This window comes from Cryobacterium inferilacus (assembly GCF_019599185.1).
Taxonomy (GTDB): Bacteria; Actinomycetota; Actinomycetes; order Actinomycetales; family Microbacteriaceae; genus Cryobacterium; species Cryobacterium inferilacus.
Genome location: NZ_JAIEUL010000012.1, coordinates 57417 through 69769 on the forward strand (window position 1 = coordinate 57417; position 12353 = coordinate 69769).

10 protein-coding genes are annotated in these 12353 nt (G+C 68.4%); 6 read left to right on the forward strand and 4 right to left on the reverse strand.

Translation table 11 applies throughout. From position 1 onward, the window contains the following. Positions 1–43 precede the first annotated feature (43 nt). Positions 44–1114 carry a hypothetical protein gene (locus tag K2F54_RS11905; protein ID WP_220606077.1) on the reverse strand — a complete coding sequence of 357 codons (1071 nt, stop codon included), beginning with the start codon at positions 1112–1114 and terminating at the stop codon, positions 44–46. 475 nt (positions 1115–1589) lie between these two features. On the opposite strand from K2F54_RS11905, the gene K2F54_RS11910 reads away from it, so the two are divergent. Both K2F54_RS11910 and K2F54_RS11915 read left to right on the forward strand, forming a co-directional pair. Next, positions 1590–2342, forward strand: a complete 753-nt coding sequence (locus K2F54_RS11910) for a YqaJ viral recombinase family protein (protein WP_220606078.1) — start codon at positions 1590–1592, stop codon at positions 2340–2342. A 65-nt stretch (positions 2343–2407) separates the two neighbouring features. After that, entirely contained in the window at positions 2408–3622 is a 1215-nt protein-coding gene (locus K2F54_RS11915; RefSeq protein WP_220606079.1) for an ROK family transcriptional regulator, read from the forward strand. A 25-nt stretch (positions 3623–3647) separates the two neighbouring features. Here the strand turns inward: K2F54_RS11915 and K2F54_RS11920 are convergent, their stop codons facing one another. The 3 genes from K2F54_RS11920 to K2F54_RS11930 form a co-directional block, all read right to left on the reverse strand. Further along, the gene (locus K2F54_RS11920) at positions 3648–4649 is read right to left on the reverse strand and encodes a sugar phosphate isomerase/epimerase family protein (protein ID WP_220606080.1); all 1002 of its coding nucleotides are present in this window, start codon (positions 4647–4649) and stop codon (positions 3648–3650) included. 71 nt (positions 4650–4720) lie between these two features. Next, a complete protein-coding gene (locus tag K2F54_RS11925; protein ID WP_220606139.1) occupies positions 4721–5878 on the reverse strand; it encodes a Gfo/Idh/MocA family protein in 1158 nt (385 codons plus the stop codon). 80 nt (positions 5879–5958) lie between these two features. Continuing rightward, positions 5959–7005 (reverse strand): substrate-binding domain-containing protein, encoded by a 1047-nt coding sequence (locus tag K2F54_RS11930; protein WP_220606081.1) that lies wholly within the window; start codon positions 7003–7005, stop codon positions 5959–5961. Between the two features lie 172 nt (positions 7006–7177). On the opposite strand from K2F54_RS11930, the gene K2F54_RS11935 reads away from it, so the two are divergent. The 4 genes from K2F54_RS11935 (at position 7178) to K2F54_RS11950 (ending at position 12250) form a co-directional block, all read left to right on the forward strand. Further along, a complete protein-coding gene (locus tag K2F54_RS11935) occupies positions 7178–8698 on the forward strand; it encodes a sugar ABC transporter ATP-binding protein (protein WP_220606082.1) in 1521 nt (506 codons plus the stop codon). Beyond that, on the forward strand, positions 8695–9759 hold the full coding sequence (locus K2F54_RS11940; RefSeq protein ID WP_374107292.1) for an ABC transporter permease: 1065 nt from the start codon (positions 8695–8697) through the stop codon (positions 9757–9759). The genes K2F54_RS11935 and K2F54_RS11940 overlap by 4 nt, the downstream gene beginning before the upstream one ends. A gap of 62 nt (positions 9760–9821) precedes the next feature. Further along, positions 9822–10820 carry an NADP-dependent oxidoreductase gene (locus tag K2F54_RS11945; protein WP_255577049.1) on the forward strand — a complete coding sequence of 333 codons (999 nt, stop codon included), beginning with the start codon at positions 9822–9824 and terminating at the stop codon, positions 10818–10820. Continuing rightward, positions 10817–12250, forward strand: coding sequence for a cryptochrome/photolyase family protein (locus K2F54_RS11950; protein WP_220606083.1), 1434 nt, complete (start codon positions 10817–10819; stop codon positions 12248–12250). Before K2F54_RS11945 ends, K2F54_RS11950 begins: the two co-directional genes overlap by 4 nt. Positions 12251–12353 lie beyond the last annotated feature (103 nt).

Genomic DNA, 12353 nt, shown 5'->3' on the forward strand with positions numbered 1-12353 from the left:
GGGGTGTCCGTGGCTGTGCCGGTGGGTCTACACCCGGTGCGGATCAGGCCCGGCGGAAGCGACGGGTGAGCATCAGTGCGGCACCGAGCAGTACGGCGCTGAAGCCGGCGCCCCACACGATCGTGGTCCAGCTGGACACGCCGGTTGACGCCAGTTCAGTGGCGCTCGACGTCGGCACTGCGGTCGGGGGCGCTGTGGTCGAGGGCACTGTGGTCGAGGGCACTGTGGTCGAGCGCGGAGTCGACGGGGTGGGTGTCGGCGGGGTCACGACCACCGGCGGGGTCACCGACGTCGTGGTGCTGGGCGGGCTCGTCGGCTCGACCGGCGGAGTCGTCGGCTCGACTGGCGGGGTGGACGGCTCGACAGGCGGAGTCGTCGGCTCGACAGGCGGGGTCGTCGGCTCGACAGGCGGGGTGGACGGCTCCACCGGAGGCTCGACCGGCGGAGTCGACGGCTCGACCGGCGGCTCCACCGGCGGATCGACCGGTGGCACGACGGGCGGGTCCACCGGTGGCACCACGGGCGGATCGACCGGTGGCACCACGGGCGGATCGACCGGCGGCACGACGGGCGGGTCAACCGGCGGCACCACTGGCGGATCCACCGGCGGCACCACAGGCGGATCCACGGGCGGATCAACCGGCGGGTCCACCGGGGGATCGACCGGCGGGTCCACGGGCGGATCAACGGGCGGGTCAACCGGGGGATCAACTGGCGGGTCCACCGGCGGGTCCACCGGAGGGTCGACCGGCGGCGTCACGACATCACACCGGGGTGTCTCCCCACTGAATTCCGCGTCGTACCCGTCCGGGGTCTTGAGATCGACGAAGTAGGTGTGCGTCGTGAGGCCGTCCACCGGGATCGTGTTCTGGTAGCTCGTGCCGAAGCTCTCGACGGTGTGCTCCACATCGTCGATGGTGATGGTGACGATGTTCGGGGTGTCGTCCCACTGGGTTGTTCCGTAGAAATCGAAATTCACCGAGAGGGAGTCGCAGGTGTGGGTCACCCCAGGGGTGTGCGCGAACGCCGGAGCGACGACACCGCCGAGGGTGAGTCCGCCGATAACGAGAACGGAACCGGCGACAGTGGCCGCGGTCGTGGTGGTTTTCTTCATGGTGGGCCTTTCGGGTGGCTCAGAGTGAACTGCAAACCGCGCCCCGGTTGAGGCGCAGCGATAACTGGGATGTTCCAGGCTTTGTCTTTACGCTTCGGTGGGCACGCCGATTTCTGCCCCGACTGGAGCTCGAATGGGCGGAGGGCACCACAAATAACCTGACCAACGGTCAGATTGATGTGCTTCACCACATGAGGTGGCAGGTGCGCGGGCCGCGTGCGGCCGTCTTGATCTCGGACGAATTCCGCTCGGCCGGTCCCCCTTTATGAGGACAAGCCTAGGAAGGCCATCGCGGCCCTCGCGCCCCCACAACGGGTCATTTCGACACCGGTTTACCCCCACAACAGGTCATTTGTCCCGCGTCCGGGGGTCGGGTTTTCCGTATCCTGAGAGGGACTCAGCTGCAAACTGTCGCTCTGACCGAGTGCAGGCATGCTCGGCGAGGTGTGCGCAACGGTCGCCGAGACAGAGCAGAATGGATGACGTGCCTCACTCCCTGCTCTCCCTCTTCGACCTGGAGGAGCAGACCCCGGCCGAGGCGCCGCCCGCCGTCGCACTCCCACCCCTCCCCCATCTGGGACGCATTGTGGCCGACTCCACCAACCGGGTCGCCTGGTTGCGGGCGCGCAGCCAGGGCATCACCGCCACGGATGTCGCCAAGCTCGCCACGGAGAAGTCTGTGCACGCCGCCGCCAGGGAGAAGATCAACGGAAGCGGCTTCAGCGGTAACCCGTTCACCGATCACGGTCGGGCCAGGGAACCGGAGATCGCGGCCTGGGTACAGGCCAACTACGGCATCGAACCGAGCACCAATCTCTTCCACGCCGCCGGGCAGCCCCGTCACTTGGCCACCCCCGACGGCCTGGGCCTGGCCGGCAACGGCGTCTTCGAACTGGCCGAGATCAAGACCACCAGCAAGCCGTGGCGTAGCATCCCCCGCTCGTACCTGCGCCAGATCTGGTGGCAGCAATACGTTCTCGGTGCCGACCGCACCCTGCTGGTCTGGGAGGAGCACGACAATTTCGTGCCCCGCTCCGCGGTGCCGGAGTGCCGGTGGATCGACAGGGACGACGATCAGATCAGCATCCTGGTGGGCTACGCCAACCAGCTGATCGACCTGCTCAATCACCAGCGTGAGCGCGAACGGGCCGATGCGCCCCCGCCGTATGACTACCAGTACGACCACAACCGGTCCTCCGCGCCACCGCCCTACGACTACGGACGATAGCCGTTCGCCCCACCATCTACTGGCGCTCGACCGATGTAAGTCGAATGTTGTGATTTGATGGTGCCATGATCGACATAAGTCGCGGTGATGCGCTCGGCTCCTCCGGCACGAGCGACCTGTTCCAGATCCTCCGCGACGGCCGCTCGCGCACGCGAACCGAATTGGCCAACCTCACCGGTCTCGCGCGGTCGACCATCGCCCTGCGCATCGATTCGCTGGTGAAGCTGGGCCTCGTCGGCCCCACCACGGATGCGCCGTCCACCGGCGGCCGCCCGTCCTCCCAGGTTGCCCTGGCGACCGGGGTGAAGATCGTGCTCGCCGTCGACATCGGCGCCTCCCACGTGCGCATCGCCGTCTGCGACCTCACCGGACGGCCGCTGCACACCACGTCAACCGACCTCGCTGTCACCGAGGGGCCGAACGCCGTCCTGGGCTGGGTGATCCAGGCCGGAGACGCCCTGGTCCGCGACTCCGGCCGCGACGTCGCCGACCTGTTGGCGATCGGTGTTGGCCTGCCCGGACCCGTCGAGTACAGCACGGGCCGCCCGATCAATCCGCCGATCATGCCCGGCTGGGACCGCTTCGACGTGCGCGGCACCCTGGACGCCCATTTCCACGTGCCGGTACTGGTGGACAACGACGTGAACATCATGGCGCTCGGCGAGCGCGAGACCGCCTGGCCAGACGTGGACCACCTCATCTTCGTGAAGGTCGCCACCGGCATCGGGTCCGGGGTGATCTCCGGCGGGATCCTGCAGCGCGGCGCGCAGGGCATCGCCGGTGACATCGGCCACGTGCAGGTGCAACGTGGTGCCGACATCCCCTGCCACTGCGGTAATCGCGGCTGCCTGGAGGCCCTGGCGTCCGGGCCCGCCCTGTCGGCCGCGCTGCGCGCCATCGATCTCGACGCGATCACCAACCAAGACGTGGTCGCCCTGGTCAAGGGCGGAAACCTCGAGGCCATTCAGGCGGTGCGGCAGGCCGGCCGGGACCTGGGCGAGGTGCTCACGGCGTGCGTCAGCCTGATCAACCCGTCGGTGATCGTGATCGGCGGGTCGATGGCCCAGGCCGGCGAGCAGCTCATCGCCGGCGTGCGCGAAGTCGTCTATACCCGCTCGATGCCTCTGGCCACCCAGCACCTCCAGATTGTGCAGTCAGGGGCAGGTCCGGACGCGGCCGTGATCGGGGCCGGAATGCTGGCCATCCACCACGCCCTCTCCCCAGCCCGGATCGACGCGATGGTGCTGGACATGATGGAGAGCGCCGCCCTGGCGAAATAGCGCCGCGGCAACCGGCAGCGGGCCGTCAGCGACTGCTGAACGCGGCGTCGAATGAGGCCGTCGGAGCCTCGAAGGCCAGCGAGCGCACGAATGCGAGGGCTTCAGGCGCGCCCACGAGTCTGTCCATCCCGGCGTCCTCCCACTCCACCGAGAGTGGGCCGTCGTACCCGATCGTGTTGAGCATCCGAAAGCTGTCTTCCCAGGGCACGTCACCGTGCCCGGTGGAAATGAAGTCCCACCCGCGGCGCGGATCGGCCCAGGCCAGGTGCGAGCCCAGCCTGCCGTTCCGACCGTTCACCATCCGCTTCTTGGTGTCCTTGCAGTCCACGTGATAGATCCGGTCCCTGAAGTCCCAGAGGAAGCCCACCGGGTCCAGGTCCTGCCAGACGAAATGACTGGGGTCCCAATTGAGGCCGAACGCCTCGCGGTGACCGATGGCCTCGAGGGTTCGCACTGTGGTCCAGTAGTCGTAGGCGATCTCGCTCGGGTGCACCTCGTGCGCGAACCGCACCCCCACCTCATCGAACACGTCCAGGATCGGGTTCCAACGATCGGCGAAGTCCGCGTAGCCCGCGTCGATGGCCTCCTGGGACACCGGCGGGAACATGGCCACGTACTTCCAGATCGACGAACCGGTGAAGCCGATCACCGTCTTCACCCCGAGCTTCGCCGCGAGCCTGGCGGTGTGCTTCATCTCCTCGGCCGCTCGGCGGCGCACGCCCTCCGGGTCGCCGTCGCCCCACACCACATCAGGCAGGATGTCCCGGTGCCGCTGATCGATCGGGTCGTCACAGACGGCCTGCCCCTTGAGGTGATTGGAGATCGCGTACACCGAGAGCCCGTACTTCGCCAGGATCGCCAGCTTGCCGGCGACGTAGGCCTTGTCGTCCCAGCGCCACGGGTCCAGGTGGTCGCCCCAACAGGCGATCTCCAGCCCGTCGTAGCCCCACTCAGCGGCGAGGCGAGCAACTTCTTCAAAGGGAAGGTCGGCCCATTGGCCGGTGAACAGGGTGACGGGTCGGGGCATCGTGTACTCCAGTGGTCGGTGGATCGTCAGGATTGCGGAAGGTGGCGCGCCGGTCACGGCGCGGTTGCAGCCTATTCGTCGGTCGGGTGCTCGACTCCTGTCCAGGCGCTTCCGGAGTCCGCGCTCTGTTCCACGGCGGCAAGCACCCGCTGTACCTGCAGGCCGGCCGCGAACGACGGCTCCGGTTGGGCTTGCGCCACGATAGCCTGCACGAAGTCCATCGCCTGGTGCGTGAAACCGTGCTCGTAGCCGAGCAGGTGACCGGCCGGCCACCACGCCTTGATATACGGATGTTCCGGCTCGGTCACCAGAATGCGGGTGAAGCCCTGTCGCGTCACCGGCGCGGTCGCGTCGTAGAAGCCGAGGGCGTTGAGGTCCTCCAGGTCGAACGACACGGCACCCCGGGAACCGGCGACCTCGATGCGGAGCGCGTTCTTGCGCCCGGTGGACATCCGCGTGGCCTCGAACGACCCGAGGGCACCGCCGTCGAACCGGCCAGTGAACAGGGCCACGTCATCGACCGTCACCGCGCCCCGTTGGCTGGACGCGGTGCCCGCCAGACCGGATGAGCTGGCCAGCAGGGGGCGCTCGGTCACGAAGGTTTCCAGCAGCCCGCTGACGCTGGTGAGCCGCTGCCCGGTGATGAATTGCGCCAGGTCGATGGCGTGGGCGCCGATGTCGCCGAGGGAACCCGAGCCGGCCAGTTCCTTCTGCAGCCGCCAGGCCAGGGGAACCTCGGGGTCGACCAGCCAATCCTGCAGATACATGGCGCGCACCTGCCTGATCGTGCCGATCATTCCCTCGGCGACGAGGTCCCGGGCCAGGGTGGCCGCCGGCACCCGCCGGTAGGTGAACCCGACCATTGCGAACACACCCTTCCTGGCCGCCCTGGCTGCGGCATCCGCCATCGCCTCGGCCTCTGCGACGGTGTTGGCGAGGGGCTTTTCGCAGAGAACGTGTTTGCCGGCGTCGAGGGCGGCGATGGCGATCTCCACGTGGCTCGCTCCCGGCGTGACGATGTCGACGATGTCGATGTCGTCACGCTGCACAGCGGAGCGCCAGTCGGTGCTGGACTCTGCCCAACCCCAGGTCTCGGCCGCGGCCGTAACGGCATCGGGCTTCCGGCCCACGAGCAGGGCCATCTCCACCCGGGCGGGAAGGTCGAAGAAGCGCGGTGCGACCCGCCAGCCCTGGGAGTGTGCCGCTCCCATGAAGCCGTGCCCGATCATGGCGATTCGGAGCTTGGATGTGTCCACTGGTCCCCTTTGTTCGGCAATGAGATGGTGACGACTCCGGCATCCCGGCCGGGTCAGGACTCGAACGCGCTCGGCAGGTACTTGTCGACGTTCTCGCTCGTGACCACGGGGGCGTTCAGCACGATCCGGCTGGGCACCTCCACTTCGACGAGGTCGCTCATCGCCTTCTCCTGCACCAGCAGCCGGGCGAGCCGGATGCCATCGGCGGCCTGGGTGGACGGGTAGATGACGGTGGCCTGCAGCACACCGTCCCCGGCCTCGATCTCCCGCATCGCGTTGGCCGATCCTGCACCGCCCACCATGACGAACTCATCCCGACCGGCGGCGTCGATGGCCGCGAGCACGCCCACACCCTGATCGTCGTCGTGGTTCCAGAGAGCGTCGATCTGCGGTGCAGCGGACAGGAGCTGGGAGGCCGCAGCCTCACCGCCCTGTACCGTGAAGTCCGCCGCCACCCGGTTCGACACCGACAGGCCGCAATCGTCCAGCGCGTCGGCGAAGCCGCGGCTGCGATCCTGCGTCAACGGCAGGGAGTCGATGCCGGCGATCTCGGCAACGACGGCGTCGGGGTTGTCACCGACCTCCTCGCAAATGTAGGTGCCCGCGCTCACCCCCATGCCGTAGTTGTCACCGAGGATGGTGGTGCGGGCGGCGAAGGTGCTGGAGAACTCCCGGTCGACGTTGACCACCGGGATCCCCGCCTCCATCGCCTGGATGGCGACCTCGGTCAGGGCGGCACCGTCGGTGGGCAACAGCACGATGGCGTCCACGCCGTCGTTGATGAACCCCTCGACCTGACTGATCTGCAGGTTGGCGTCGTTGGTGCCCTCGGCGACTCGCAGGTCGATGTCGGGGTACTTCTCGGCTTCGGCGATCGCGGCGGAGTTGATGGCACCGAGCCAGCCGTGGTCGGCGGCCGGTCCGGAGAAGCCGATCACCACGGTCTCGCCGCTCTCGGCGTTGCCCTCGAGCGAGGCGGTGGTGGGCTCGACACTTGTGTCGGTGCTGCCGGGGGTGCAGGCTGCGAGCAGCCCGACCACGGCGAGCGAGGTGCCGGCGGTCAAGAGCATCCGGTGGCGCCGGGTGCGTGATGCATGCATGTGGTCCTCCTTGTTGGTGAATCGCAGTGAGCGCCAACGAAGAGGTGTCGAACATCCGGGCTATGGGTGCATCCCGATTGCCTGTCAACGCTGACGCGACACACCATAGCAGAAGTCCCGTGAATTTCGACGACTTATTCTCGTGGATCGACGTATGTGTTATGTTGCCTCCATGATCGACGACGACCATTCGGCACCGCTGTTGCGGGTGCGGGGAATCACCAAGAGTTTCGCTGGCGTGCAGGCTCTCCAGGGAGTCGACCTCGACGTTCGCGCGGCAGAGGTGCACTGCGTCCTCGGCCAGAACGGTGCCGGAAAGTCCACCCTGATCAAGGTGCTCTCCGGGGTGCACCACCCCGATGGCGGCGTCATTCGGTGGCAGGGCGACGAGGTCACCATCGCCCATCCGGTTGCCGCGCTGGGCATGGGTATCGCCACGATGTACCAGGAGTTGGACGTCGTGGACGGCCTCACCATCGCGGAGAACATCTTCCTCGGCCACGAACGGGCTGCCGGCGGTGTGCTCAAGGTGGCGGAGGCGAACCGGGCCGCCCGCGAACTGCTCGTGCGACTCGGCCACGGCAACCTGTCGCCCAGCACGGAGGTCGGCCGCCTGTCCGCGGCCAACAAGCAGATCGTCAGCATGGCCAGGGCACTCTCACACGACACCAAGCTCATCATCATGGATGAGCCCAGCGCGGTGCTGGACTCCGAGGAAGTGCGCAACCTGTTCAGGGTCATCCGCGAACTCACCGCCCAGGGCGTCGCCGTCGTCTACATCTCGCACCGGCTGGAGGAGATCCGGCAGATCGGTGACCGGATCACGGTGATCAAAGACGGCCGCAGCATGGCCGTCGGCCTGAGCGCCCAGGACACCCCCACCGCCGAACTCATCACGCTCATGACCGGGCGCGCCGTCGCGAACGTCTTCCCGGACCGGGTGCCGGTGCCGGCGGATGCCCCGGTTCTGATCGATATCACCGGCCTGGGCCTGCGCGGCCAATTCGCCGACGTGAGCCTGTCGGTGCGGGCGGGTGAGATCGTCGGACTGGCCGGACTGGTCGGCTCCGGCCGATCGGAGATTCTGGAAACCATCTACGGTGCACGCAAGGCCACCGCGGGGCAGGTGACCGTGACCGGCTCCCGGCTCACAGCCGGCTCGGTGCGCGCGGCCGTGCACGCCGGCATCGGACTGGCCCCTGAGGAACGCAAGAGCCAGGGGCTCATCCTCGACGAGCAGGTCTACCGCAACGTCACCCTGGCCACGTTCGCCAGGTTCGCCCGCGGCGGGTTCCTCGACGAACGACGGGAACGGCAGGTGTCCCTCGAGCAGATGAACGCCCTGGAGCTGCGCCCGGCCGACCCTGATCGGGCCACCCGCACCCTCTCCGGTGGCAACCAGCAGAAGGTACTGCTGGCCCGCTGGTTGGTGCACGGCACCAAGGTGCTCCTGTTGGACGAACCGACCCGGGGTGTCGACGTGGGCGCCAGGGCCGAGATCTACGCCCTCATCCGCCGGCTTGCCGCCGCCGGAACCGCGATCATCCTGGTCTCCAGCGAGATCGAGGAAGTCATCGGCCTGGCCGACCGGGTACTCGTCATCGGCGACGGCGAGGTGCTCAGCACCACCGACGCCGACGCCATCGACGAGCGCGGCGTACTGGACCTGGTCATGAAAGGAGCTGCAACGTGAGCGAACAGAACGAGGCCGTCACCGCCGGGGACCAGACGCAACCACCCTCCGGTGTGGGCCAGAAGAGCGTGGGCCAGAATCGTCCCAGTGTGTTCCGCCGAATCCTCAGCGGCTCGGTGGGCCGCAACCTCGGCCTGGTCATCGCCCTCGTGCTGCTGGGGATCGTGGGAACCATCACGGCCGGTGACAGGTTCGCCAGCGTCGACAACCTCCTCACCATCATCCGTTTCGCCTCGATCATCGGCGTGATCAGTATCGGCCTGACCTTTGTGATCACTGCGGGTGGCATCGACCTCTCCGTCGGGTCGGTGATGGGGCTGTCCACCGTGGTCGCCAGCCTCGCCGCCGTGCAGGCCGCGGCCACGCAGAGCTCGTGGATTCTGATGGTCCTGATCCCGCTGGGCGTGGGGCTCGCTGCCGGACTGGTGAACGGGATCGTGATCGCCTACGGCAATGTCGTCGCATTCATGGCCACACTGGCCATGCTCGTCGCCGCACGCGGTCTGGCGGAACTGATCTCCGGCCGCCGCACCCAGATCGTGATCGAAACCGGCTTCCTGCAGTTCACCCGGTCCGACGTGATCGGCGTTCCGCTGCTGATTTGGATCTTCCTGATCGTGGCCGTCCTGGCCTGGTTCCTGCTGAACCGCACCACGTTCGGCCGCCGCACCGTGGCCATCGGCGGCAACCGGGAGGCGACCAGACTCGCCGGCATCCGGGTGAAACGACACCTGGTCTACGTCTACCTGCTCAGCGGACTGACCGCGGGCATCGCCGGGATCATGATGCTCGGCCGCACCACCGCCGGAACGTCCACCCACGGCGGGCTGTACGAGCTCGATGCAATCGCGGCCGTGGTGGTCGGCGGAACCCTGCTCATCGGCGGGCGGGGCACGATCGTGGGCACGGTGCTCGGCGTGCTGATCTTCAGCACGCTCACCAATGTGTTCACGCAGAACAACCTGGACACCTCGGTGCAGCAGATCACCAAGGGGCTGATCATCGTGATCGCGGTGCTGCTGCAGCAGCGCTTCGCCAGCCGCGGCCCGAGCGGCACCTGACCGGGTGCGACCGGAATCCCGCTGACGGCACGCTCACCGGTGCCGTGCCGCAGAATGGGTTCATGTCTTCTACTCCGGTTCTGCCCTCGCACATGCGCGCACTCGTCATCGACAGCACCGGCGGGCCCGACGAACTCCACCTCGCCGAACTGCCGCTCCCGGCAGCGGTGAGCGACGAACTGCTCATCAGGGTCGTCGCTGCCGGCGTCAATCCCATCGACGCCAAGACCAGGGCCGGAACAGGACCGGCGGCCGTGATCCCCGCGTACCCGGCCGTGCTGGGCAACGACTTCAGCGGCGTGGTCGTGCGCTCCCCCTACGAGTCCTTCGGGTTGCAGCCCGGCGATGCGGTGTACGGCATGGCCAGGGCGCCGCGCATCGCGGGCACGTACGCCGAATACGTGGCGGTGTCGGCAATGTCCGTCTCCCGCAAACCCGCCGCCGTGAGCCACATCGAAGCCGCGGGCATCCCGTTGGCCGCGATGACGGCGTGGGGCATGGTGACGCTCGCGCAGGCGGGCCCAGGTCAGCGGATGCTGGTTCACGCCGGCAGCGGCGGCGTCGGTCACTTCGCGGTGCAGTTCGCCCGGCACCTGGGCGCCCACGTCATCGCCACCGGCTCCACCGCGTCGGTCGGGTTCCTCACCCGGCTCGGCGCCCACGAGGTGATCGACTACAGCACCACCCGGTTCGACGACACCCTGCGCGACATCGACAGTGTCATCGACCTGATCGGCAATGTGCACGACAACACCGGCACCCGCTCACTCACGGTGCTGCGCCCCGACGGGCTGCTCGTCAACGCGCCCACCGGCAGCTGGCCCACCATGCTGGCGGAAGCCACCGCGGCGGGCGTTCGCGCCACCGGGTACAAGGTCTCCGCCGACGCGCGGGTGCTCGACACCATCACCGCCCTCATCGACAACGGCACCGTGCGAGTGAACATCGACCAGGTCTTCGACCTGGCCGACGGCGCCGCCGCCCACCGGGCCATCGAGGGTGGGCACACCCGCGGCAAGATCGTGCTGCGCGTCACCGAAGCGGATGAGAGCGCAGCGTGAGCGCAGCCAAGGAGCCGGCCGGCACCACGGGCCCCACCACGGCGCGCCCGGACGGGCCGTCGCTGGTCTGGCTGCGCGACGACCTCAGGCTGGCCGACAACCCGGCCCTCACCGCCGCGGTCGAACGCGGCCGGCCCATCGCCGTGGTCTACGTGCTCGACGAGGTCTCCCCCGGCATCCGCCCGCTCGGCGGGGCTGCCCACTGGTGGCTGCACCAGAGCCTCAGCTCCCTGGCCGCAGACGCCTCCGCCCTCGGTGCCCGGCTGGTGCTGCGCCGTGGAGCGGCCGCGACCGTGATCAACCAGCTCGTCGGTGAACTGGGTGCAGGGGCGGTCTTCTGGAACCGCCGTTACGGTGCGGCCGAGCGGGAGGTGGACACCCAGATCAAGACCTCCCTCACCGACGCGGGCGTCGTGGCGCACAGCTTCGCCGGGTCGCTCCTGTTCGAACCGTGGACCATCCGCACCGGCGGCGGCACGCCGTACACGGTCTTCACCCCGTTCTGGCGGGCGTGCACCGCCGGCCCGCCGCCGCGGGCGCCCTACCCGGCGCCGGCCGCGCTCGACGACGCCGCGCGCGGGCTGGCCAGTGACGACCTGGCCGGCTGGGCGCTCGAGCCCACCAGCCCGGACTGGGCCGGTGGCCTGCGCGAGGCGTGGACGCCCGGCGAGGCATCCGCGCACGACTCCCTGGCCGCCTTTCTCGACGAGTCCCTGCCGCAATACGGCACCGAACGCGACCTACCCGCGCAGCAGGCCACGTCGCGGATGTCACCGCACCTGCGCTGGGGCGAGATCAGCCCGCACCAGATCTGGCACGCCACCGACATCGCCCGCCGCGGTCTCACCGGCGCCGCCGCCACCAGCGCCACCCGGTTCCTCACCGAGGTGGGCTGGCGGGAGTTCGCCTACCACGTGCTCTTCCACGCGCCCGATCTGGCCACCGCCAATCTGCGCCCCGGCTTCGACAACTTCCCCTGGCCGCCGCTCGACGAGCGCGCCCTGCAGGCGTGGCAGCAGGGGCGCACCGGCTTCCGCCTGGTGGATGCCGGTATGCGCGAACTGTGGCGCACCGGCAGCATGCACAATCGGGTGCGCATGGTCACGGCGTCGTTCCTGATCAAGAACCTGCTCATCGACTGGCGCGAGGGCGAGCAGTGGTTCTGGGACACCCTCGTCGACGCCGACCCGGCCAGCAATCCGTTCGGCTGGCAGTGGGTGGCCGGCTCCGGGGCGGATGCGGCCCCATACTTCCGGGTGTTCAACCCCGAACTGCAGGCGGGCAAGTTCGACCCGAACAACGAGTACGTGCGGCAGAACGTGCCCGAGTGGGGCACCCCGGCCTACCCCCAGCCGATCGTCGATCTGGGCGAAACCCGCAGGGCGGCCCTGGCCGCCTACGAATACGTCAAGGCCTCCCGCGAATCGTGAGGTAGGCGCCGGAAAAGGCGAGATTCGGGGGGTGCTCCTGGGGTGTACTCAGGCTGTGTGCCCAGGGTTGTTTTCAGAGCTGTTCTGAGGGGTGTTCCGGGCC